Here is a 22,108-nt window from a genome sequence, read left to right as displayed (position 1 = left end):
TCAGTATTTTTAGGGTGCGGGGCGGAGCCCGCCAGCCCCGGCCTCGCGCAGGGCGGATTCGAGCTCCGCCGCCCGGCAGGCGGCGGTGTGGCGGGCGAGCACCCGGTCCCGCGCGGCCCGGGCCTGCGCGGTCCGGGCGGCCTCGTCGCGCCGGTCGAGGATCGCCAGCACCGCCTCGGGCCCGTCGGCCACCAGGATCTCGCGGCCGGGTTCGAGCACGGTGCCGAGGCCGTCCCAGGCATCCGAGATCAGCGGCGTGCCGCAGGCGGCGGCCTCGAACAGGCGCACGCTCGGGCTGTAGCCGGCGGCGATCATGTCGGCCCGGGTGACGTTCAGGGTGTAGCGGCTGGCCGCGTAGAAGGCCGGGTGGTCGGCGGGGCCGACATGGTCGAGGCGCGCGACGTTCTCCGGCCAGGCGATGTCGTCCGGATATTGCGGCCCGGCGACGGCGAAGCGCCGCTGCGGCGCGCGGCGGGCGGGCTCGATCAGGAGCCGCTCCAGGGTCGGCTGCCGGTCGGGGCTGTAGGTGCCGAGATAGCTCAGGTCGTAGCGCAGCGGTCCGTCCTGCGGCGCGTAATGCTCCGGATCGACCGAGCAGTAGAGCGCCCGGGCCATCGGCGCGCCGTGCGCGCACTCGCGCCGCGCCAGGGTCGGGCCGCCGGTGAAGGAGAGATAGAGGTCGTAGGATCGGATCAGGTCCGGCGTCAGGTATTCGTGGTCGCCGCGGGCGAGCTTGGCCAGCGTCACCGGAGTGTCGATGTCGTAGAAGGCGGCGATCTTCCTCGATCCGTGCGCGGCCCGGATCGCCATCTCGCCGACCGCGACGCCGTCGGGCACGTAGGAGCCGACCATCACCGCGTCGGCGGCGCGAAGCCGCGGCATCAGCGCCACGAGCCCGGCGAGGTCGCGGTAGAGCACGAGGTCGCAGTAGCCGGGTTCCGCGAGGTCGCGATGGGCGGCGTACCAGGGCACGTCGCGCTCGAGGAACGTCACCCGGTGGCCGCGCTCCGCGAAGGCCCGCAGCAGCGCCCGGTAGGTGGTGGCGTGGCCGTTGCCCCAGGACGAGGACAGGCTCAGGCCCAGCACCACGAGGTCGAGGGGCCGGCTCACGCGGCATGCCCCCGGCGGGCGGCCAGCGCCCGGCGTAAGCGCGCGTCGACCTCGGCGCCGCGGCGCGCGTAGGTGTGCTCTCCGAGGATGCGCCGGCGCGCCGCCTGCCCGATCGCCCGCGCCCGCTCCTCGCCCAGCGCCTCGACATGCGCGGCGACGTCGCGCCCGTCGCGGGCGACCAGCACCTCCTCGCCCTCCTTCAGGAACATCTCGAGCCCGGTCCAGGCATCGGTGATGAGGCAGGCGCCGGCCCCGGCGGCCTCGAACACCCGGGTCGCCGGCGACCAGCCGGTGGCCGCCATCGAGTCGCGGGCGATGTTGAGCACCGCGCGGGGCGAGGTGTTGAAGGCGTTGTGGTCGGCGGTCGGCACGTGGCCGATGCGGCGCACGTTCTCCGGCAGGCCCCGCCACTCCCAGCCGTTGCCGCCGATGAGGAAGCGCCGCTCCGGCAAGCCCGCGGCGGGGTTCAGGAAGAACGCCTCGACCCGCGCCTCCCGGTCGGGCAGCCGGTTGCCCAGGAAGGCGAGGTCGGCGGAGAACCGTGCCTCGGCCGGCACCGGGTGGTGGGTGTCGGGATCGAGCGCGTTGTAGATCGGCACGCAGTCGCGCGCGCCGAAGCCCCGATAGGCCTCGACCACCGGCGGCCCGCCGCCATAGGTCAGGACGAGGTCGAGATCCGGGAGGACGCGCCGCATCGGATGGTCGGGAGAGGCGCCGATCTCGGCGAGCGTCGCCGGGGCGTCGACGTCCCAGAACAGCCGCACCGCGTCGGGCCGGGCGGTGCGAGCCAGTTCGACGAGCAGCAGGTCGTCGAAGACGCCGACGCCCGAGGCCTTCACCACCACGTCGGCCTGCGCCGCCTCGGCGATCACCCCGCGGGCCGCCGCCTCGGTGGCGGGGTAGACGACGACCCGGGCCCAATCCGGCGGGTCGATGTCGCGGTGCTGCTGGCGCTCGAAGGCGTCGGGCTCGTAGAAGGTCGTCCGCCAGCCCCGGCCGGCGAGGTCGCGGATGAGGCCGCGGTAATAGGTGGCGGCACCGTTCCAGTAGGCGGAGAGCAGGCTGGAGCCGTAGAAGGCGAGGCTGGGCATGCGGCGCGGGGGCCTCCCTGTCGGCACCGCGCGGCCGCGATGCTCCCTGACTGTATGCCCAGATGGCGGAGCGGCGGCGTTTGGCAAATCCCGCCGCCGCGAGACGCCGGACGCCCCCCCCGCGTTGACACCGCGGAAGCCCCGGCCGATACCGCGCCCGGCTCCCGATGCGCAGACAGATCCTCAAGACCGCGACGATCATCGTCCACGACCTCGTGGCGACGGCCCTCGCCGTGCTCCTCACCTTCGTGATCCGGTTCGACGGCCCGCTGCTGGCCGAGCGGGTCACCCACCTGCCGGTGCTGCTGCCGCCCTTCGTGGCCTGCGCCGGGCTGGTCTACCGCGCCTTCGGGCTCTACCGGACCAAGTGGCGCTTCGCCTCGCTGCCGGACCTGGCCAACATCGTGCGCGCCGTGGCGGTGCTCACGCTGCTGCTGCTCGTGCTCGACTACGTGCTGGTCTCGCCGGCCCTGTTCGGCATCTATTTCTTCGGCAAGATCGCCATCGGCCTCTACTTCGTCCTGCAGATCTTCCTGCTCGGCGGGCCGCGGCTGGCGTTCCGCTACCTGAAGTACAGCCGCTCGCGCCAGAGCGCGGCGCGGGCCGCCAGCACCCCGACCCTGCTGGTCGGGCGCGGCCACGACATCGAGGTGGTGCTCCGCGCGATCGAATCGGGCGCCGTGCGCAAGCTCGACCCGAAGGGCATCCTCTCGCCCCGGGCCGAGGAACAGGGCCAGACCATGCGCGGCGTGCCCGTGCTCGGCGCCGTCTCCGACCTCGAGGAGGTGGTGGCCGGCCTGGCCGCCCGCGGCGTGCCGATCCGCCGCCTCGTCGCGACGCCGAGCGCGCTCGCCCCCGAGGCCGAGCCCGAGGCGCTGATCGCGCGGGCGCGCCGCCTCGGCCTGCCGCTCGCGCGCGTCACGAGCCTCGGCGATGCCGGGCGCGGGGCCGAGCTCGCCCCGATCGAGATCGAGGACCTGCTGCTGCGCCCGACCGTCGCGATCGACACGCCGCGGCTCGCGCATTTCCTGACCGGGCGACGGGTCGTCGTCACGGGTGGGGGCGGCTCGATCGGCTCCGAGATCTGCGCCCGGGCGGTGGCCTTCGGGGCGAGCGCCGTGCTGGTGCTGGAGAGTTCCGAGCCCGCCCTGCACGGGGTGCTGAGCCGGCCCGGGCTCTCCGGCCACGCCGCGGTGTCCGGCGTCATCGCCGACATCCGCGACCGCGACCGGCTCCTTCGGGTGCTGGCGGACTTCCGGCCCGACTACGTCTTCCACGCCGCCGCGCTGAAGCAGGTGCCCTACCTGGAGCGCGACTGGAGCGAGGGCATCAAGACCAACGTGTTCGGCTCGGTCAACGTCGCCGACGCGACGCTGGCTTCCGGCGCGCGGGCGCTCGTGATGATCTCGACCGACAAGGCGATCGAGCCGGTCTCGCAGCTCGGCGTCACCAAGCGCTTCGCCGAGATGTACGCCCAGGCCCTCGATGCCGGCCGCACCCCCGACGACACCCGCCTGGTCGCGGTGCGCTTCGGCAACGTGCTGGGCTCGGTCGGCTCGGTGGTGCCGGTGTTCAAGGCGCAGATCGCCCGCGGCGGTCCCGTGACGCTGACCCACCCCGACATGGTGCGCTACTTCATGACGGTGCGCGAGGCCGCCGACCTCGTGCTGACCGCCGCCTCCCACGCCGACCGCGAGGCGCGCGACGCGAATGCCGGCGACCAGCGCGCCGCCGTCTACGTGCTCAAGATGGGCCAGCCGGTGCGCATCCGCGACCTCGCCGAGCGGATGATCCGGCTCGCCGGCTTCGAGCCCGGCGAGGACATCGACGTGGTTGTCACCGGCGCCCGCCCGGGCGAGCGGCTGAACGAGATCCTGTTCGCCCGCGACGAGCCGATGGTGAACTTGGAGGGGATCGACGGCGTGATGGCGGCCAAGCCGATCTTCGCCGACCGTCCCCAGCTTCAGGGCTGGCTCGACCGGCTGGCGGCGGCGGTCGCGGCCGACGACCGGGCGACGGCGGACGCGGTGTTCGGGGAGGCGATCCCGGACTTCCTGCTGCGGGCAGGCTCCGAGGCGCCGGCCCTCTCCCGGGCGGGCTAGAGCGGCGCCCGCTCACGGTGCAATCGGGCGCCGCTCTCGGTCTTTGATTGTTCCGCATTCGCCTGGTCGGGAAACGCTCCAGGCCCGCGAGGTCTCCTTAGCCTGGCGCCGATGCGAAGGCGCGCGGGGATCGAGGGCCCGGAACGGCGCCCTTTCCGGTTCGTCGATCGCGCCGCATCGTCGCTCGACGGACCGAGGACCCCGCCCGACGCTCGATCGCAGCCGCGTCGCGTGACCCCTGGTCGTGGGCCGGAGCCTGCACGGCCGACACCGCCTGCCACCGACCCCGCAGCGCCCGGGGCGAGACCCGGCGCCTGACCCCGAGGACCGTGGCGCGCAGCGCCGGACGCCCCGCGCCGGCAGTCGCGGCGCCGCCCCGTCGGCCTCGCCCCGAGTGCGGCAGCCTCCTCCGACCCGCAGATCCCGTGACGCCCGCGACGTCCCAGCTCTGGGACGTCGCGGCGCCCAAGAGCGCCTGCCGGCCTTCGCGGTGCCGATGGGCACGAATTTGCTTCTGCGTCTTAAAAATCTTCCCCTGCGTATCAATGCATATCGTGAGACAAATACGAACATTTCTCGCGCTTGACGCACCGATGAGACGTCTATATTCAGTGTCAATCCGCTGACATCAATAAATCAGACCGATTTTATGTTGTTGTTTTGAAAGAAAATTTACATGGAAAACTGTTTTCCATTATCGATATTCGTATCTCATCAAATGTTGTTCGCTTGCATCAATCCCGGTCAAGAATAGGAGATTTTTGCTTGAGTGCAGCAAAATCGACATCATTGGGAAGAATCATTTTTTTCCTGGGAGTGGGAATAACGATCTGCTTGCCGCTCGCGAATGTCAGCGCGGCGGTGCTGTCCGAGGAGCAAATCGCCACCCTCCGGGCGAAGCTCACCCGGGCGGAAGCCGATCGCGGATCGCTCTCGGACCGGCTGGCATGCTTCGGCCGCTACGTCGCCGAGCAGCAAGCCCGCAGCGCCGAGCAGCAATCGGCGCTCGCATCCGTGCTGCAGCGTCGCGACACCCTCGCGACCGAGATCACGCAGGGAGAAGTGAGACAAAGGGGGTTCGAGAACCTGGTCGACGCCGAGCGATCGAACGTCGAATCCAAGAGGCAGGATTACGAGCGCGCCCGGTCCGAGCAGAACGAGCAGGCGGAGAGACTGAGGATCTGCAGGGCAGTCCTGTTCCTGTTTCCCTGGGTCTGCAACGAGGGCGAGGCCTTCGTCAGGGCCGCAGGCTGGATGCGGAACGCCGAAGCCGATTTCCACGCCGAGGCCGAGCGCCTGCGGAACGCGGAGCACGGCCTGCACGAGGCGCATGACCAGCTCGCCCGGAACCGCAGCAGCCTGTCGCAGGCGCAGGAGGAAGCCGAGGCGAACCGGCGATCCGTCCAGGACATCGAGGGTGGAATTTCGCGGGCCCAGGCGGCCAGCGCGGTCATCAACGCCAAGATGCAGAATTACGACCTCCTGATCGGCAGCGTCGAGGAAACCCTCAAGGACGCGCACGCTGTCGATCCCGAGGATGCGCGCTTGCGTCGGGTCAATACTCTCTCGAGAGAGCTCGACGCCTTCAGCTCCGGCATCGCGGACTTCGTCGCCAAGACCGAGGACGGCATGCCCGAGGACGTGAAGCAGCGATGCTCGCGTTGACCTGCCTCACCGGCAGATTTCACGACACAGACCGAGGGTGATGAACGATGGCTGATGTTGTCGAATTCCAAAGCCAGAATGCTCAGCTCGATTCGGCGATCAAGGCCGAGGTCGATGCGATCCGCTCGAAAGAAAGCATCGTGCTGCCGGAGTCGAATGCCGGCATCGTCGGCTCCTACGTGCAGAAGATCCAGGGACGATACAACGTCGAACTGGCCAAGCGGGACACGGACAACGCCGTCGATCTGCTCTATATCGCCTACAACACGACGCCACAGGAAGAGGGCGACATCCGCGTCAAGATCAGCGCGTTGATGAACAAGCTGATCACGATTCAGAAGAGCAGCGATTCGACGATGAGCCGGGCGGGAATCGTCGCGACCTCCATCAGCCAACTGCTCTACGATACGTTCCCGGAATGGGACGACATTCGTCGCGACAAGGATCAAGCCGAGATCAAGAAATTTCTCGGCAAGGACCTGATCGCGACTACGAAAGACATCAAGAGCAAGGCCATCGACATTCGCGACAAGCTGCTGGTCATAGCAAGGTCCTACGAAGAGGTCATCGCCGAGACCGCGGATGCCACGGCCAAGAGCCAGGTGGTTCTCGGGGCGCGGCTCACCGACAAGAAGGCGCTCGAGGACGAGATCAACCAGGCGACGGCCAAGCGGGACTACATCGAATCGCTCGTGAACGACCTCAAGACCCAGGTCGAGCAGTTCGAGCGCAAGGCGCGCGAGTACGAGCAGCGGGCGTCCACCGCCGAGCAGCGCGCCTTCGTCATGTCGATCGTCCGGGTCGGGGCTCAGATGATCTCGAGCGCCGTCCCCGCCATCGCGATGGCGGCCGGCGGCCCGACCACCATGATCGCCTCCTCGCTCGGCAGCGCCCTCGGCGGGCAGGCCGGCGCCCAGGGCGGACAAGCGGGCGGCCAGGGCGGCCAGGGCGGACCGACGCCCGGCGCCGGCCGGGACAGGTCCGACGAATCCGCCCGCACGCAGACGAAGCTGGCCGAGGAGAAGGCGGAGCTGAAGAAGGGCGAGGAGAAGAAGCAGGCGCTGAAGGCCGAGCTCACAGGTCTCGAGGAATCGCGCAAGAAGCTCGCCGTCGAGGCGGGCTCGGCCGGCGCGGCCCCCAGCAAGGCCGTCGAGCTGTCCGAGATGGACAAGCGCGTCAAGGCCAAGGCGGACGACCTCAAGGCCCAGGAAGCGGCGGTCGAGAAGCAGGCGACGGTCGTCTCCAGCCTGCAGGATTCGTTCAACGCCCTCGACAAGGGACTCGGCAAGCTCACGGACGAGCAGCAGCAGCAGGCCGCGAGCCTGCGCGACATGCAGATGCGGATGGTCGACAAGGCCGAGGCCTACGAGAAGGAGCGCCGCACCCAGTCCGCCGAGCTCGTGAAGATCACCGCCCTGCTCAAGGGCACCCGAAGCAAGGAGGAGACGATCCATCTCACGATCAAGTCGCTGAACATGAGCCTCAGCGCGCTCGCCCGCATGAAGGAGATCGTCGAGGAAATCGCCTTCTTCTTCAAGTCGTTTGCCGATTTCATGGACGGCATCGCCGAGCAGGCCGGCAGCCAGGTCGCCGCCATCGACACCGCGGTCGAGATGGAGACGATCCGCAAGAGCCGCCTCGAGCACCTCATCAAGTCCGTCGACGAGTTCTTCATCCGGCAGACCGCGCAATGGTACGCGGTGGCGATCGTCTCCGACCGGTTCTGCAAGAGCTTCGCCGACGGCTGGTCGAAGCTGAACAAGCTGAGCGGCGACTACATCACGGGTGACCGGCTGGCCGCCTATCTGAGCACGGCGGCCGACAAGATCACGACCATCGTCGCGGACAGGGAGGCCACCTCCGACGCGAAGATCGTCGCTCTCGGCAAGTACCGCGAGGAGAATGCCAAGAGCGCTTGAGCCGAGACCCGCGATCCAGGGCGCGCGATCCGAGCGCGCCCGCCCCCGACACCTCCTCGACGCCGGGACGCGGGCGTCGAACGGCTCACCCTGCGACGCCCTCCCCGGCCGCGCGGCCGGCGGACCGAACCAGCCGAGACCAGTGGGAGGACGACATGAACGCGCAGCAACTCGCAGGCTTCGACATGATTGAACAATCAACGATCAGGGATGACAGGCAAATCACAACTGTCGTCCGGGATTTTCTCAAATAAAATGTCGATCCTGACAAGCTCTTGGATTTTCACGGTGAAGTTTTTCGACAATGCTTCAGCATATAGAAGCTCCACGATTCAGTCCGGGGCCGTCGCGCAATACCCCGCCACCGTCCCGATCGCCCACAGCGCCTTGTCGCGCGCCGTACCGGTATCCCGGCGCAGCAGGGCGCGGCCGCCGCTCGCGGTGAAGCGGGCGAGGCGGAAGGCGAGGTAGGGCAGGCCGTAGCGATGGAGCCGCAGCACCCGGCCGAAGCCGCGGGCATAGTCGGCGGCGCGCCGGTGGCGGCCGGCCTCGGCGACTTGGTCGTGGTGGACGGCGAGGCCGTGGCGGAAGATCACCCCCCTCCCCTGCCCGAGGAGCCGCAGCAGGAAATCGGTCTCCTCGCCGGAGCGGAACGGGGTCGCGGCGCCGACGCCGAGGTTCTCGTCGAAGCCGCCGACCGCCCGGGCGGCGGCGCGGCGCACGAACAGGCCGTTCGAATTGCCGGCGAACCACACGTTGCGCCGGTCCACCGCCTGGTCGGCGGCCAGGAAGGCGCCGAGGGATTCGCGCCCCGTCGCGTCGAGGGTGCGCCCGGTCACCGCATCGGCCTCCCGATGGGCCGCGAACAGCCACACCACCTCGGCGACGAGGGTGTCCGGGTACCAGCAATCGTCGTCCGGGAAGGCGACGAGGTCGGCCCGGCAGCGCGCGAGGCCGACGTTGCGGGCCCGCGACAGGCCCGGCGCCGAGCGGACGTGGTCGATCGCGAGCCGGTCGCGGTAGCGCGCCACGATCGGCTCGAGGGTGCCGGGCTCGTTCTGGTCGACGAGCACCACCTCGAAGTCCGGGCGGGTCTGCCCGAGGAGGGAGTCGAACAGCCGTTCGAGCTGCGCCGAGCGGCCTTTCGTGCAGACCAGCAGGGAGAGGACGGGAACGGAGGGCGTGGCGGAGGACATGGCGGCCTCGGGTCTCATCGACGGGTCCTCAGCCGCTGCGCGACAGGAGCAGGGACGGCCCGCCCGGGGTCCGGACCGGATGCGGGGCCGCCGGTTCGGGGACGGCGTTCGGCCGGTCGGCGGTCCGCGCCTCGCGCACCACCCGCACGAGGATCGCGAAGACGCGGTCCTGGTCGGCCGGCCGGCTGAGGTTGTGGTCGCTGCCGTCGAGGATCGTGACCGGATAGCCGAGGCGGCGGGCGATTCCCGCCGCCGAGGTGCCGAAATGCGCCTGCACCGCCGGGATGCCGAGGTCGTCGGCGCTGTAGACCAGGCAGATCCGGGCGCCGCGGCGGCGCAGGGCGGCGACCCGGCCGGCGACGCCGGTGCGGCTCAGGGTCCGCCACGGCATCCGGGCGGTCCAGCGGTCGAGGCGGGCCGCGCCGTCGCGCAGGAGGGCGCGGGCCACCTTCGAAAGGCTGAGGTCGCCGGTGAGGATCCGGCGCCAGAACCGGCCCTGGCGGGCGCGGGCCATGTAGCCCTGGCTGTGGCGGAAGGTGTCGCGCACCATCGTCTCGACGTCGGTGCCGGGCTTCAGGTCGAAGCAGTACAGGTTGACCAGCACCGCGGCGCGCAGGCGGGCATCGCGGCCGAGGGCCTGGAACGCCTGGTAGGCGCCGCTGCAATTGCCCAGGACCACGCCGGGCGGGTGCCCCAGGGCGACGAGGTGGTCGACCGCCGCGGTGACGTCGGCGACCGAATCCGCCGCGTAGAGCGGCAGCGAGCCGTCCGGCCGCGGGACGCTGTCGCCGATGCCGCGCAGGTCGAAGCGGAACGAGGCGATGCCGGCCCCGGCGAGCCGCCGGGCGAGCCGCGTCGTCTGCCGGCCGTGCCCGGCCCGCGGGTTGCGGCCCGAATTGACCACCAGCACGGTGTCGCCGCTCCAGGCGCCGCAAGGCCGGCACAGGATGCCGACGAGGCCGGGGCCGAACCGCGACACCTCCTCCCGCCAGCCCTCCCCTTGCCAGCCCGCTCCTTGCGAGTTCTCGCCTTCCCGGCCGTTGCCGTGCCGGATCGCATCGGCGAGCGGGCGGGACGCGGCGGGCTCCGGGGCCCCGGCCACCGCGAAGTCGCGCACCAGCGCGAAGGTCTGGTCGGGCGTGCGGGAGAAGAGCGGGTCGGAGACGAGCTGGGTCAGGTCGGGGAACGGGCCGGCCTCGACCTCGCTCCCGAGCGCCCGGTAGCGCCCGGCGAGCGCGTCGACCTTGGGCCCCAGCAGCAGGATCCGCGGCGCCGGGGCGCGCTCGGCCGCCGGGAGGTCGAGCCGGGCGAGGTCCGCGAGGGTCTGCGGCCCGAGAAGGAAGCTGCCGACCATCAGCGAGTCGGGCTCCTGCGGCATCGGCGAGCGATCGGGCATCACGTCGATGAGCCGCGACTGCATCGCCATCTCGCGGCGATAGGCCTTGCCGGTGGGAAACGGCGCCAGCAGCACCAGCCGGTCGATATCCGCGCCCGCGAGCGCCGCCAGGGTGGCGCCGAGCCGCAGGCCCACCACGACGATCTCCTCGGCCCCCGCCTCCTCGCGCAGGAAGGCGATGCCGGCCCGGATCGCCGCGAGGGCCGCCGGGATCTCGGGGCCGGCCGGATCGCGGGAATCGCCCTGGCCGGGATAATCGAAGCGCAGGGTGGGGCAGCCTTCGGCGGCGATCGTCCCGGCGAGCTCGCGCCAGGAGCGGTAGGCGCACCATTGCTCGAACCCGAAGGTGCCGCACAGGAGCACGCCGCGCCGGCGCGGGCCCGGGCTGTACCAGCCGAACGCATCGCCGAGCGTCACCGGGACCGGCTCCGTCGCGGCGGGCCGCACGCCCGCCCCGGGCGCGAACCCTGCCTCGGGCATCGCGCCCGCGCCGTCGGTCAGCATCTGCACAGGTCCTTCCGTCTCGTCGGGCGCGGCGCGCGAATGCGCCGCCGCAGCATGCCAGTCTGTGTCGTCATCTTTGCCGCATTGTCTAAGAGCCCGTGCGGCTTGAACCAAAGATCTTTCCCGTTTTCGACCTCACCCTCAGGCGGTAGTCGATCGCGGATCGGCTACCGCCTCGGGATGATGTCGCGGGCGATAGGGAGGCATCCCCTGCGGCATCGGTCCATCGGTCGAACGGAAACCTTCGACGGTCGCGGCCCGCCGCTCACGAGCGGGCGACGCGGACCGGCCGGGCGCGCATCAGGCTCGCCAGCCGCAGGCGCAGGATCATGGCGACGAAGACCACGATGTCGACCGTGTAGCGGCGCCCGAGGCGGCGCGGCTCGCGCAGGAGACGGAACAGCCATTCGAGCCGTACCAGGCGGAACGCCGCGGGCGCGCGGGTCGCCGCCCCGGCGGCGTAGTCGAGGAGCGCGCCGACCCCCATCAGCAGGCGCGCGTCGAGCCGGTGCGCGTTCTCGGCGATGAAGGTCTCCTGGGCCGGATTGCCGAGGGCGACGAGGAGGATGTCCGGGGCGGCGGCGTTGATCTCGGCCAGCACGGCGCCGGTCTCCCCGGGCCCGAAATAGCCGTGCCGGACGCCGACGATCCGGTGCTGGGGATAGAGGAGCGCCAGGTTGCGCGCCGCCGCCTCGGCGATGCCGGGCTTCGCCCCGAGCAGGAACAGGGTGCGCGTGCGCGTCTCGGCGGCCAGGAAGGCCGGGATCAGGTCGGTGCCGTTGAGGTTCTGGCGGAAGAAGCGCCCGCGGAACAGGAGCGAGCACAGGTCGATGCCGAGCCCGTCGCTGACGAGGACGAAGCTGCGCAACGCCGCCGCGTAGGCCGGGGTGCAGAGGGCCTTGAGCAGCATGTTGGCGTTGCAGAAGCCGAGGCAGACCTGCGCGCGCCCGTCGAGCGCGTCGCGCAGGCGCCCGAACAGCTCGTCGCGGGTGAGATCGCAGACGCCGACGCCCTCGAGCTCGAGCCGGTCGACGCTCGCAGCTCCGGGCGCCGTATCGAGGGCGCGGTCAGGCATGGGATGGCTCCCGAGGAGGGTGGATGATCCGTGTCGAGGCAAGACCATCACCGTCACCGGTAAAGAAGTCCCGGCGGGCCGCGCCCCTGCCGATGTGAATGCACCCGGCCGGGGCCGAGATGCAGCCTTAATTCCCCACAAGGTTAACGCGGCCTTTGGCGCATTCCGACAAGACGGCATCGCCGCCGCGGTGAATGGCTAAGCTTGTCGTCTTAGGCCTGAAGCTGCGATGCTTCTGCGATAATCCCGGCAAGGCGCGGGTTCGCGTTAAAGGCCCGATAGGGGATCGCTGCTACCCCATGCCGACGAGGCGGGCGCGGCGCGCGCCGATTCCTGACGCTCACCGAGAGGCGACGGACACGATGCTGACACTCGTGGCGCGGCTGCGCCGATCGGGCCGCTCGCAGCAATTCGCCTCGGCCTTCGTGGCGCGGATCGCCAGCGCGGTGCTCGGCTTCGTGATGCTGCTCGTGGCGAGCCGGCTGCTCACGACCTACGAGTACGGCGTCTACGTCTTCCTGTTCACCCTCGGCAGCGGGCTCGGGCTGATCGCGGCGCTCGGCCAGCAGAACCTGGTGCTGAAGCACTACCGCGCACAGGACGGCGTCTCGGCCCACAATGCCGCGCTGGTGCGCTACAATCTCGGCTGGCTCACGGGCGCGGTCGCCCTGATGCTGGCCCTGTGCGCGGCGGTCTTCGTCGCCGAGGACGCCCTGCCCGACCCCTATCACCGGCTCCACCTCGCCTGCGCCTTCGCGGCGGTGTTCGCGCTCTCGGAGTACCTGCAGAGCTATTTCCGCATCCACGGCCGGATCTGGCTCGCGCTGCTGCCGCGGGAGGTGATCTGGCGCGGCGCCTGCTCGGCGATGCTCTGGGGCGCCTCGCTCGCCGGCCTCCTCACCGGCGCGACCGCCGCGATGGAGATCGTGCTCGGGCTGCTCCTCGCGGCGACGCTCTACCAGATCCGCCACCTCGCCGCGCATCACGGCTGGGAGTCCTGGCGCGGGGGCCTGCGCCATCCGGAGGCGGCGCCGGCCTGGCGCGGCGAGAGCCTGCTGTTCACCGCCAACAACGTGATGGTGGCGGGGACAGCCTTCCTCGAGACCGTGATCGTCGGCGCGTTGCTCGGCATGGAGCAGGCGGCCTTCTACTTCGTCGCCCTGCGCTACGCCATGCTGGTCAACCTGCCGAGCGCGGCGATCGACACCGTCAGCATGCCGATGATCGCCAGCCACTTCCAGGCCGGCGACCGCGAGGGCGCCCAGCGCCTCGTCGGCCGGCTGTCGCTGGCGAGCTTCGCGATCTCCTCGGCGGGCGCCGTGGCGATGGCGGTCGGGGCGCCGTTCGCCCTCGCGCTGTTCAAGCCCGACTTCGCCGCCCATACCGACGTGCTGGCGGTGCTCAGCCTGTCCTCGGTGGTGATGGCGTTCTTCGGCCCCGGCGCCTCGCTGCTGACGATCGGCGGCGGCGAGCGCTACATCCTGGTGGCGAACGCGGTGCTGTTCTCCGTCTACGCGGTCCTGCTCTGCCTCGTGGCGGTGCCCTTCGGCATCCTCGGCGTCGCGGTGGCGAACGTCGGCTGGACCGTGGTCATCAACCTGGTGCTCGCCCGCTGGGTGCGCCGGCACTGGAACGTCGACAGCCGGGCGACCGCGTTCTTCACCCGCCGGGCCTGGGCGCCGGTCGCGCTCGTCGGCGCGCAGGCGGCCGAGTAGGATGCGCCGCCGCCTCGCCCTCGCCGGCCTGCTCCTCCCCGGCCTGATCCCGGCCCTGCCGCCCGCCCCCGCGGCGGCGGCGCCGTCCTGCCTGCGCGGCGTCAATCTCAGCGGGGCCGAGTTCGGCACCGTGCCGGGGCGCTACGGCTTCGACTACCTCTACCCCTCGGCCCAGACGATCGGCCGCTTCGCCGCCCTCGGCCTCACGGCGATGCGGCTGCCGATCCGCTGGGAGCGGCTGCAGCCGGTCCTGCGCCAGCCCCTCGATCCGGACGAGCTCGGCCGCCTCGAGGCCGCGGTCTCGGCCGCGACCGTGGCCGGGATGCGCACGGTGATCGACCTGCACAACTACGCCTATCACGGCAAGGCGCGCATCGATTCCGAGATGGTCACGCCGGAGGCCTTCGCCGACGTCTGGCGGCGGCTGGCGCGGCACTTCCGCGGCGACGCCTCGGTGGTGTTCGGGCTGATGAACGAGCCGCACGACATCCCGGCCGACCGCTGGCTCGCGGCGGCCAACGCGGCGGTCGCGGCGATCCGCGAGACGGGCGCGACCCAGCTCGTGCTGGTGCCGGGCTCGGGCTGGACCGGCGCCCACAGCTGGACCGCCGACCTGCCCACCGGCAACAACGCCGCGATCATGCTCGGGGTCGTCGACCCGGGGGAGAACGTCGCCTACGAGGTCCACCAGTACCTCGACGCCGATTTCTCCGGCACCCACGCCGAGTGCAGCCGCGGGGCCGACGCCCTGCAGGCGGTGGAGCGGCTGACCGGCTGGCTCGCCCAGACCAAGCGCCGCGCCTTCCTCGGCGAGATCGGCGCCTCGGCCCGCAAGGGCTGCCCGGAGCGGCTGCGCGCGGTGCTCGACCATCTCAACCGCAATCCCCGGCAATGGGTCGGCTGGACCGCCTGGGCCGCCGGCGATCTGTGGGCCCCGGACTATCCCCTGAAGCTCGATCCCGCCGGAGCCAACGCCCCGGTCGTGGCCGCGGTCCAGGCCGCCGCCCGGGCCGAGCCGACCTGCGAGCGCTGACCCGATGACGCCTCCCGCCGCGCCCCTGTCGATCCTGCACGTGGTCCGCCAGTTCCTGCCCAACCGCGGCGGGCTCGAGGATTTCGTCGCCAACCTCGCCCGCGAGCAGGCCCGCCTCGGCCACCGCGTCCGGGTGCTGACCCTCGACCGGCTGTTCTCGGCGCCCGAGGCGCGGCTGCCGGCGCGGGAGGTCCTGGAGGGGATCGCGATCGAGCGGATCCCGTTCTTCGGCTCGTCCCGTTATCCGGTCGCCCCGTCGGCGTTCCGGCATCTCGGCGACGCCGACCTCGTCCACGTCCACGCCATCGACTTCTTCTTCGACGCCTTCGCGCTGGCCAAGCCCCTGCACCGCCGGCCGATGGTGGCGACGACCCATGGCGGCTTCTTCCACACCAGCGCGCATTCGCGGCTGAAGAAGCTGTGGTTCGAGGGCCCGACCCGGATGAGCGTGCGGGCCTACGAGGCGATCGTGGCCTGCAGCGAGAGCGACGCGAAGCTGTTCGACGGTATCGTGCCGGGCGGCGTCGAGGTGGTCCAGAACGGCGTCGACCTCGACAAGTTCGCCGGCGCCGCCTCGCCCGAGCCCCGGCGCGCGCTCCTGACGATCGGCCGCTTCGCCCACAACAAGCGCCTCGACCGCCTGCTCGCGACCATGCGGGCGCTCAACGCCGACGGGCCGGCCTGGCGGCTGCGGATCGTCGGGGTGCCCTCCGACGTCACCGCCGAGGCGCTCGCCGCCGAGATCGACCGGATGGGGCTGTCCGGGGCCGTCACCCTGCATACCGGGCTCGACGCCCCGGCGGTCCGCGCGCTGATCGGCGAATCGAGCCTGTTCGTCTCGGCCTCGCAATACGAGGGCTTCGGCATCGCGCTGATCGAGGCGCTGAGCGCCGGACTCGTCCCGGTGGCCCATCCGAACGACGCCTTCGCTTGGCTTGCGCAGCGTCACCCCTTGATCGGCCTGGCCGATTTCGCCGCGCCCGAGACCGCCGCCGAGGCCATCCGCACCGCCCATGCGCGCCTGGAGCGGGGCGAGATCGCGCGGGGCTGCGAGGACCTGTCCGATTACCGCTGGTCGAGCGTCGCATCGCGCTACGTCGCCGTCTACGAGGCGGCACTCGCCGGGGCGGGACACGGGGCGGCCGCCCGGGCGGCGTGACAAGGGGTGGCCGCCCGGGCGGCGCGAGGCGGCGGGCTGCCTCGGCGTCCGCCCGGGCGAAGGCCGTGGCGATCGAGGCCGAGACGGCGAAACGGGGCGTCCGGACCCGGGATGCCGGCCTACGACGTGCAGGCCCGGTCGAGGCGTCCCCCCGCATCGTGCGCGCCGCCCGGCCCTGCCAGGACCCGCATCGCGTCCAGGATCAAGGCGACGTCGATCGCCTCCTGCAGGAGCGCCCCCTGCACCGGCGTGAGCGCGCCCAGGACGGCGGCCACCATCCCGGACAGCGAGAGCCCGAGGCCGACGAGCACGCTCTGGAGCGCGATGGCGCGGGCGCGGACGACCGGTGACGAGGATCGTGCCGGGACCGCCGCGCCGATCGGAGCCTTCGCCGCCTCACCCGGAGCGTCGCGTCACCCGCAGCGCGTCGTCGGACGCGGGCCGGGCATGATGCGCGAGGGCGGTCGAGACGGCCGACAGCCGGTCCGTGCCGGCGCGCCTCTCCGCTCCGTCCCGCGCCGGGGCGGAGAGGCGTCGTGACGGAGGCATCGCCCCTCTCCCGGCGCGTATGGGTCCCGGCGCATGTGAGCTCACCGAGCCGGGCGTCGGTCGCCGCCCCGATGACGGGCCCGTCGATCGCGACGGATGCGGCACCGTGAACACTCGCACTGGGAGTTCGCCGGGCGCTCCCTACACTGGTCCTCGACCCGACGATTCCCGCGCCGGCGATCGAGGTCGGCGCGCAAGCCCGGCTCGGAGGCACACCCGACGATGGACCAGGATCTGCCGGAGCTGCCGCCGGACGCATTCGCGAAGATCGATCGCCATCCCGATCCCCTGTTCTACGCGCAACCCCGCTTCGTGACCCATATCGACGCCGCGGCGATCGCGGCGGTGACCGACCTGTATCGGGAGGTCGTCCCGGCGGGCGACGTCCTCGACCTGATGTCGAGCTGGGTCAGCCATCTGCCGGACGAGGTCGCCTATGCCAGCGTCATCGGCCACGGCCTGAACGCCGCGGAACTCGCCGCCAATCCGCGCCTGACCCGGCGCTTCGTGCAGGACCTCAACGCCGCGCCGGACCTGCCCCTCGACACGGCAAGCCTCGACGCCGCCCTGATCTGCGTCGCGGTGCAGTACCTGCAGCGGCCCGTCGCCGTGCTGTCCGAGGTCGCCCGCGTGCTGCGCCCCGGCTCCCCGGTGGTGATCTCGTTCTCGAACCGCTGCTTCCCGACCAAGGCGGTGACGATCTGGCACGAGCTCGACGGTGCGGGACACGCCCAGCTCGTCGGTCTGTATCTCGAGCGCGCCGGCTTTGCCCACATCGAAGGACGGACGCTCAGGCCCGAGGGCGGCCCCGGCGACCCGATGACGGCGGTGGTCGGCTGGAGCGCCGCGGATTGAGGAACCGGGCGCGGTATCCGCACGCTCGTCATGGCATCGGTCGTCGGGGTCTCCCGGGTTCGAGTGCAACCCGATCCTGACCCGTCACCGCCGATGCCCCCCTGGCGAGAGATCCCGCCTGCCGCAGCGCGATCGAGGGCGCGCGGGAGGGCTCTCCCGCTCTCGGTCGGCTACACCGCTCCGGAGGGACGCGGCCGGGCCGGGTTCGCCGGGGCGCACGGCCCCGTCCCGTCAACACACCGTTAACCCTCATCCGCGACCTTCCCCGGGCCGCGCCGGCGTCGCGCCGGGGCGGCGGGAGCCGCCCTCCCCTCCCCCGTCCGGGCGCTCGCCTCTCGCACCGGTCCGTGCGATCAATGCGCCAGCCCGCAACCCAGGATGACAATGCATCTCGTCGTGACCGCCCACACCGCCGACGGCCCGCTCTCGCACCAGCGCACCTCGCCCGAGGGCGCCCTGGAGAAGGCGCAGGAACTCGAGGCCGAGGGCCACGATCGCGTCGTCATCACCGACATCACCGGCCGGGACTACGCGCCGCCGGAATTCGACAGCCTGTTCCTCAATCCCGGGCGATGACGACCATGGCGGCGATCACCGTCTACGTCGACGCCGATGCCTGCCCGGTGAAGGACGAGGTCTACCGCGTCGCCGGGCGCCACGGCGCCCACGTGGTGGTGGTGGCCAACAGCTTCCTCGCGGTGCCGCGCGAGCCGTGGATCGAGCGGGTGATCGTCTCGGACAAGTTCGACGCCGCCGACGACTGGATCGCCGAGCGGGCCGGCCCGCAGGCGGTCGTCGTCACCGCCGACGTGCCGCTGGCGAGCCGCTGCGTGAAGGCCGGCGCCAGCGTCCTCGGCCCCACCGGCAAGGCCTTCACCGATTCCTCCGTCGGGATGGCGCTCGCCACCCGCGACCTGATGCAGTCGCTGCGCGAGGCCGGCGCGGTGACCGGCGGCCCGAAGCCGTTCTCGGCGAAGGACCGCTCCGCCTTCCTCGGCGCCCTCGACCGGGCCCTGGTGCGGCTGCGGCGCAACGCCCGGGGCGGCTGAGGCGGACCGCCGCGAACTTACCCAATCCCTGCGGGTTCCCTGTCGGCGGCGAGCCGTCGCCTGCCGCACGGGAGAGCCAGCATGTCGGTCGAGGAGAACACGGTCCACTACGACAGCCCGGCCGGCGGCTGGGGCTCGGTGCGCGGCATCGCCGAGGTGTTCGGCAAGGAATGGGCGACCCCGCTCGCCACCGAGACCCTGTTTCGCCAGAACAAGCCGAAAGGCTTCATGTGCGTCTCGTGCTCCTGGGCGAAGCCGGCGAACTACCACCCCTTCGAGTTCTGCGAGAACGGCGCCAAGGCGACCCTGTGGGAGCTGACCACGCGGCGCTGCACGCCCGAAACCCTCGCCAGGCACACGCTGACCGAGCTGCGCGGCTGGAGCGACTACGACCTCGAGCAGCTGGGCCGCCTCACCCACCCGATGCGCTACGACCGCACCGGCGACCGCTACGTCGCGTGCGGCTGGGACGAGGCGTTCAGGGCGATCGGCGCCGAGCTGCGCCAGCTCGATCCGAAATCGGTGGTGTTCTACTCCTCCGGGCGCGCCAGCCTCGAGACCTCGTACCTCTACGCCCTGTTCGCCCGGCTCTACGGCAACAACAACCTGCCCGATTCCTCCAACATGTGCCACGAGACGACCTCGGTGGCCCTCAAGAAGGTGATCGGCGCCAGCGTCGGGACGGTCGTGTTCGACGACCTGTCGAAATGCGACGCGATGTTCTTCTTCGGCCAGAACACCGGCACCAACTCGCCGCGCTTCCTGCACCCGCTGCAGGAGGCCGCGAAGCGCGGCGTGAAGATCATCACCTTCAATCCGGTCCGCGAGCGGGGGCTCGAGAGCTTCACCAACCCGCAGAGCCCGGTCGAGATGCTGACCCGCAAGGCGACGCAGATCAGCGCGCAGTACCATCAGGTCCGGCCCGGCGGCGACATCGCGGTGATGCTCGGCCTGTGCAAGCACGTCTTTGCCGCCGACGACGCCGCCAGGGCGAAGGGCACCCGCGTCCTCGACGTCGACTTCATCGCCCAACACACGACCGGGCTGGACGCCTTCGAGGCGAAGGTCCGGGCGACGCCCTGGGAGGAGATCGAGCGCGAATCCGGGATCTCGCGCGCCGACATCGAGGCAGCGGGCCAGGTCTACGTCGAGGCCGAGCGGACTTGCGCCTTCTACGGCATGGGCCTGACGCAGCACGTCCACGGCTTCGAGAACGTCGCGATGGTCGTCAACCTGCTGCTGCTCAGGGGCAATATCGGGCGCGACGGCACCGGCGTGTCGCCGGTGCGGGGCCATTCCAACGTGCAGGGCCAGCGCACCGTCGGCATCTCGGAGAAGCCGGAGCTGGTGCCGCTCGACCGGATCGCCGAGCAGTTCGGGTTCACGCCGCCGCGCGACAAGGGGCTGAACACCGTCGAGGCGAGCGAGGGCATCCTGTCGGGCAAGGTGCGGGGCTTCTTCGGCCTCGGCGGCAACTTCGTGCGGGCGATCCCCGACCAGGACCGGATGGAGAAGGCCTGGACCGGGATGCGCCTGACCGTGCAGGTCGCGACCAAGCTCAACCGCTCGCACCTCGTCAACGGCGAGATCGCCTACCTGCTGCCCTGCCTCGGCCGCACCGAGGAGGACCGCCAGGCGAGCGGCCCGCAGGCGGTGAGCATCGAGGACACGTTCAGCTGCATCTACGGCTCGCAGGGACGCCGCACCCCGGCGAGCGACTTCCTGAAATCCGAGGTCGCGATCGTGGCCGGCCTCGCCAAGGCGACGCTGGCGCCGAACCCGAAGGTCCGCTGGGACGAGTGGGTCGGCGATTACGGCCTGATCCGCGACGAGATCGCCAGGACCTACCGGGAGGAGTTCCACGACTTCAACGACCGGCTCTGGATCCCGGGCGGGTTCTACCGCGGCAACTCGGCCCGGGAGCGGGTCTGGAAGACCGAGAGCGGCAAGGCCGAGTTCACCGCGCCGGAGGTGATGTCGGCGACCGGGTTCGCCGACGAGCCCGGCCGCTACCGGCTCATCACCATGCGGTCGAACGACCAGTTCAACACCACGATCTACGGCTACAGCGACCGCCTGCGCGGGATCGAGGGCACCCGCGACGTGCTCCTGATGAACCCCGACGAGATCCGCCGGGCGGGCCTCGGCGAGGGGCAGGTCGTCTCCCTGGTCAGCGACGCCGGCGACGGGATCGAGCGGGTCGTGACCGGCCTCACGGTGACGCCGTTCTCGCTCCCGGACGGGTGCCTCGGGGCGTACTATCCCGAGATGAACCCGCTGATGGCGCTCTCGCACCACGACATCCAGTCGAAGACGCCGGCGGCGAAGTCGGTGCCGGTGCGGATCCGGCCGGAGGCGGGCGGGCCGAAGCGGGATCGGCGCGAGCCGACGGGCCATTCGGCGCACCCGATCTGAGGCGGGTGCCGACGCCCCCTCCCCTGCCGGCGACCCCCGTGCCTGAGCACGAAAGTGCCAGTTGCCCGCGAATGACGCACAATTGTGCTTGTGTACGGGGGAATCGCCGGCTACCACTGTGATCACAGACACGACACAGGCCGCCCTCGAGAGCGGTCCGAGGTCTGGGGAGGAAAGCCCTCGAAGAGGGCGAGCACCGCCGCGACGCCATCGCGGCGGTGCTCCTGTTTCGGGGCGCGGCGCTCCCGCTCAGCCCGCCTCCCGATCCTCGTCGCGCGCCAGGCCGAGGCGGCGAAGCAGCGTCAGCACGACCAGGATCGCCAGGCCGAAGCCCATCGCGACGGCGAGCAGCGTGAACTGCCCGGCCCCGGCGACGATGCCGGCGGAAGCCGCGAACCACAGGCTCGCCGCGGTGGTGAGGTTCTTCACGTTGCGGCGGGCGACGAGGATCGTGCCGGCCGAGATGAACCCGATCGCCTGGGCCAAGCCCTGGATCACCCGCAGCGGATCGGCATCGCCGCCCTCCCGGCGTACCACCACGTAGAGGCTCAGCGCCGCGGCCGTGATGACGGCCGCGCTGAGGGCGACGAGGGTGTGGGTGCGCAGACCCGCATCCTTGCCGCGCCATTCCCGTTCCGCACCGGGCGCGAGCCCGCACAGTGTCGCGGCGCCGAGGCGCCCGACGATCTCCCCGAGGTCGAGGGCGGTGGCGTCGGGCAGCATCGGGCCGGTCAGGTGCCCTGCCCCGGCTCCGGCGGCTCCGGGAACGGCGTCCAGTGGGTGAATGCGTCGGCGGCGTAGCCGTACTCGGTGGTGGCGACGTGCCAGGGCCGGCCGTCCCCGGCGCGGCCGGGATCCCAGCGGATCACGGCGCGCCGGTCCGGCTCGTCCCGGTGAATGGCGATGATCCAGCGCCCATCCTGGGGGGCGCGATCGATGGGCCTCCAATCGGTCATCGGATGCTCCGCGACGGTTGCCTCGCGCACCACCAACGCGCCGGGCCCCGGCCCGTTCGCGTCAGCGCGGGGCATCGCCGCGCACCAGGCGCTCGCCCGCCTCGCATTCGCGCAGGTAGGTCGCCCGGTTGTCGCCGGTGATGCCGCTGCGGTCGGCCTTGGCCTCGCAGGCGGGGCGCCCGTCGGACCGGCCCTGGCCGGGGGCGCCCTGGGCGAGGACGGCGGTCGGCGCGAGGAGCGCGAGGATCAGCAGGGTGCGGCGCATGGCGGGCCTCCGGTGCGGGCGGGACTGCCGAGACATGTCCCGCCCGCCTCTCCG

At 71.4% G+C, this 22,108-nt stretch carries 18 protein-coding genes and 1 pseudogene; 10 read left to right on the top strand and 9 right to left on the bottom strand.

Annotated features, from left to right (window positions below; all coding sequences use genetic code 11):
- Positions 1-9: 9 nt before the first annotated feature.
- Together A5481_RS09720 and A5481_RS09715 are read right to left on the bottom strand one after the other, a co-directional pair.
- Positions 10-1,110, bottom strand: coding sequence for a CgeB family protein (locus A5481_RS09720; RefSeq protein ID WP_048433599.1), 1,101 nt, complete (start codon positions 1,108-1,110; stop codon positions 10-12).
- Positions 1,107-2,201, bottom strand: coding sequence for a CgeB family protein (locus A5481_RS09715; protein ID WP_064503914.1), 1,095 nt, complete (start codon positions 2,199-2,201; stop codon positions 1,107-1,109). Before A5481_RS09715 ends, A5481_RS09720 begins: the two co-directional genes overlap by 4 nt.
- Before the next feature lie 167 nt (positions 2,202-2,368).
- Here A5481_RS09715 and A5481_RS09710 point away from each other — a divergent pair, with 167 nt between their 5' ends.
- The 3 genes from A5481_RS09710 to A5481_RS09700 all read left to right on the top strand — a co-directional run bounded on the left by A5481_RS09710 (position 2,369) and on the right by A5481_RS09700 (position 7,887).
- Positions 2,369-4,303, top strand: coding sequence for an SDR family NAD(P)-dependent oxidoreductase (locus A5481_RS09710; protein ID WP_048434118.1), 1,935 nt, complete (start codon positions 2,369-2,371; stop codon positions 4,301-4,303).
- A gap of 765 nt (positions 4,304-5,068) precedes the next feature.
- Positions 5,069-5,968 carry a hypothetical protein gene (locus A5481_RS09705; RefSeq protein WP_156311851.1) on the top strand — a complete coding sequence of 300 codons (900 nt, stop codon included), beginning with the start codon at positions 5,069-5,071 and terminating at the stop codon, positions 5,966-5,968.
- A gap of 47 nt (positions 5,969-6,015) precedes the next feature.
- Positions 6,016-7,887: a coiled-coil domain-containing protein gene (locus A5481_RS09700; protein ID WP_048434116.1), complete on the top strand. Its 1,872-nt coding sequence runs from the start codon at positions 6,016-6,018 to the stop codon at positions 7,885-7,887.
- Between the two features lie 332 nt (positions 7,888-8,219).
- Here the strand turns inward: A5481_RS09700 and A5481_RS09695 are convergent, their stop codons facing one another.
- The 3 genes from A5481_RS09695 to A5481_RS09685 form a co-directional block, all read right to left on the bottom strand.
- Positions 8,220-9,101, bottom strand: a complete 882-nt coding sequence (locus A5481_RS09695; RefSeq protein WP_245238842.1) for a glycosyltransferase family 2 protein — start codon at positions 9,099-9,101, stop codon at positions 8,220-8,222.
- 10 nt (positions 9,102-9,111) lie between these two features.
- Positions 9,112-10,983 carry an alpha/beta fold hydrolase gene (locus A5481_RS09690; protein WP_156311850.1) on the bottom strand — a complete coding sequence of 624 codons (1,872 nt, stop codon included), beginning with the start codon at positions 10,981-10,983 and terminating at the stop codon, positions 9,112-9,114.
- Positions 10,984-11,248: 265 nt separating this feature from the next.
- Complete coding sequence (locus tag A5481_RS09685) at positions 11,249-12,058, bottom strand: WecB/TagA/CpsF family glycosyltransferase (protein ID WP_048434114.1); 810 nt, start codon at positions 12,056-12,058, stop codon at positions 11,249-11,251.
- A gap of 362 nt (positions 12,059-12,420) precedes the next feature.
- On the opposite strand from A5481_RS09685, the gene A5481_RS09680 reads away from it, so the two are divergent.
- Genes A5481_RS09680 through A5481_RS09670 form a run of 3 tightly spaced genes read left to right on the top strand, consistent with a single transcriptional unit; the run spans position 12,421 to position 15,965 of the window.
- The gene (locus tag A5481_RS09680; protein WP_048434113.1) at positions 12,421-13,773 is read left to right on the top strand and encodes a lipopolysaccharide biosynthesis protein; all 1,353 of its coding nucleotides are present in this window, start codon (positions 12,421-12,423) and stop codon (positions 13,771-13,773) included.
- A 1-nt stretch (position 13,774) separates the two neighbouring features.
- Positions 13,775-14,806, top strand: coding sequence for a glycoside hydrolase family 5 protein (locus A5481_RS09675; protein WP_048434112.1), 1,032 nt, complete (start codon positions 13,775-13,777; stop codon positions 14,804-14,806).
- 4 nt (positions 14,807-14,810) lie between these two features.
- Complete coding sequence (locus A5481_RS09670; protein WP_048434111.1) at positions 14,811-15,965, top strand: glycosyltransferase family 4 protein; 1,155 nt, start codon at positions 14,811-14,813, stop codon at positions 15,963-15,965.
- A 119-nt stretch (positions 15,966-16,084) separates the two neighbouring features.
- Here the strand turns inward: A5481_RS09670 and A5481_RS09665 are convergent.
- Positions 16,085-16,303, bottom strand: a pseudogene (locus tag A5481_RS09665) (heavy metal translocating P-type ATPase); the annotation flags it as partial.
- A 433-nt stretch (positions 16,304-16,736) separates the two neighbouring features.
- Between A5481_RS09665 and A5481_RS09660 the strand changes: the two are divergent.
- From A5481_RS09660 to A5481_RS09645, 4 genes are all read left to right on the top strand, one after another.
- Positions 16,737-17,369 carry a methyltransferase domain-containing protein gene (locus A5481_RS09660; protein WP_048434109.1) on the top strand — a complete coding sequence of 211 codons (633 nt, stop codon included), beginning with the start codon at positions 16,737-16,739 and terminating at the stop codon, positions 17,367-17,369.
- 384 nt (positions 17,370-17,753) lie between these two features.
- The gene (locus A5481_RS09655; protein ID WP_048434108.1) at positions 17,754-17,945 is read left to right on the top strand and encodes a hypothetical protein; all 192 of its coding nucleotides are present in this window, start codon (positions 17,754-17,756) and stop codon (positions 17,943-17,945) included.
- Between the two features lie 5 nt (positions 17,946-17,950).
- Entirely contained in the window at positions 17,951-18,418 is a 468-nt protein-coding gene (locus A5481_RS09650) for a YaiI/YqxD family protein (protein WP_425339736.1), read from the top strand.
- A gap of 81 nt (positions 18,419-18,499) precedes the next feature.
- Entirely contained in the window at positions 18,500-20,833 is a 2,334-nt protein-coding gene (locus tag A5481_RS09645) for an FdhF/YdeP family oxidoreductase (protein ID WP_048434106.1), read from the top strand.
- A 249-nt stretch (positions 20,834-21,082) separates the two neighbouring features.
- Here A5481_RS09645 and A5481_RS09640 read toward each other — a convergent pair whose 3' ends face one another.
- The 3 genes from A5481_RS09640 to A5481_RS09630 form a co-directional block, all read right to left on the bottom strand.
- Positions 21,083-21,556 (bottom strand): MgtC/SapB family protein, encoded by a 474-nt coding sequence (locus A5481_RS09640; RefSeq protein WP_048434105.1) that lies wholly within the window; start codon positions 21,554-21,556, stop codon positions 21,083-21,085.
- Positions 21,557-21,564: 8 nt separating this feature from the next.
- Positions 21,565-21,789 (bottom strand): DUF551 domain-containing protein, encoded by a 225-nt coding sequence (locus A5481_RS09635; RefSeq protein ID WP_048434121.1) that lies wholly within the window; start codon positions 21,787-21,789, stop codon positions 21,565-21,567.
- Positions 21,790-21,850: 61 nt separating this feature from the next.
- Positions 21,851-22,054 carry a hypothetical protein gene (locus A5481_RS09630; RefSeq protein ID WP_048434104.1) on the bottom strand — a complete coding sequence of 68 codons (204 nt, stop codon included), beginning with the start codon at positions 22,052-22,054 and terminating at the stop codon, positions 21,851-21,853.
- Between the last annotated feature and the right edge of the window lie 54 nt (positions 22,055-22,108).

Origin of the sequence: Methylobacterium platani, from assembly GCF_001653715.1 — a bacterium.
Taxonomy (GTDB): domain Bacteria; phylum Pseudomonadota; class Alphaproteobacteria; order Rhizobiales; family Beijerinckiaceae; genus Methylobacterium; species Methylobacterium platani.
Note: the sequence above shows the minus strand (reverse complement) of the source record. Positions and strands in the feature narration are given on the sequence as shown.

Excerpts from the sequence above, each read along its gene's own strand:
- A5481_RS09640 (WP_048434105.1), bottom strand. The coding sequence starts at position 21,556 with ATGCTGCCCGACGCCACCGCCCTCGACCTCGGGGAGATCGTCGGGCGC.
- A5481_RS09690 (WP_156311850.1), bottom strand. The coding sequence starts at position 10,983 with ATGCTGACCGACGGCGCGGGCGCGATGCCCGAGGCAGGGTTCGCGCCC.
- A5481_RS09700 (WP_048434116.1), top strand. The coding sequence starts at position 6,016 with ATGGCTGATGTTGTCGAATTCCAAAGCCAGAATGCTCAGCTCGATTCG.
- A5481_RS09685 (WP_048434114.1), bottom strand. The coding sequence starts at position 12,058 with ATGCCTGACCGCGCCCTCGATACGGCGCCCGGAGCTGCGAGCGTCGAC.
- A5481_RS09645 (WP_048434106.1), top strand. The coding sequence starts at position 18,500 with ATGTCGGTCGAGGAGAACACGGTCCACTACGACAGCCCGGCCGGCGGC.
- A5481_RS09670 (WP_048434111.1), top strand. The coding sequence starts at position 14,811 with ATGACGCCTCCCGCCGCGCCCCTGTCGATCCTGCACGTGGTCCGCCAG.
- A5481_RS09635 (WP_048434121.1), bottom strand. The coding sequence starts at position 21,789 with ATGACCGATTGGAGGCCCATCGATCGCGCCCCCCAGGATGGGCGCTGG.
- A5481_RS09710 (WP_048434118.1), top strand. The coding sequence starts at position 2,369 with ATGCGCAGACAGATCCTCAAGACCGCGACGATCATCGTCCACGACCTC.
- A5481_RS09715 (WP_064503914.1), bottom strand. The coding sequence starts at position 2,201 with ATGCCCAGCCTCGCCTTCTACGGCTCCAGCCTGCTCTCCGCCTACTGG.
- A5481_RS09630 (WP_048434104.1), bottom strand. The coding sequence starts at position 22,054 with ATGCGCCGCACCCTGCTGATCCTCGCGCTCCTCGCGCCGACCGCCGTC.
- A5481_RS09655 (WP_048434108.1), top strand. The coding sequence starts at position 17,754 with ATGCATCTCGTCGTGACCGCCCACACCGCCGACGGCCCGCTCTCGCAC.
- A5481_RS09680 (WP_048434113.1), top strand. The coding sequence starts at position 12,421 with ATGCTGACACTCGTGGCGCGGCTGCGCCGATCGGGCCGCTCGCAGCAA.
- A5481_RS09650 (WP_425339736.1), top strand. The coding sequence starts at position 17,951 with ATGGCGGCGATCACCGTCTACGTCGACGCCGATGCCTGCCCGGTGAAG.
- A5481_RS09675 (WP_048434112.1), top strand. The coding sequence starts at position 13,775 with ATGCGCCGCCGCCTCGCCCTCGCCGGCCTGCTCCTCCCCGGCCTGATC.
- A5481_RS09695 (WP_245238842.1), bottom strand. The coding sequence starts at position 9,101 with ATGAGACCCGAGGCCGCCATGTCCTCCGCCACGCCCTCCGTTCCCGTC.
- A5481_RS09660 (WP_048434109.1), top strand. The coding sequence starts at position 16,737 with ATGGACCAGGATCTGCCGGAGCTGCCGCCGGACGCATTCGCGAAGATC.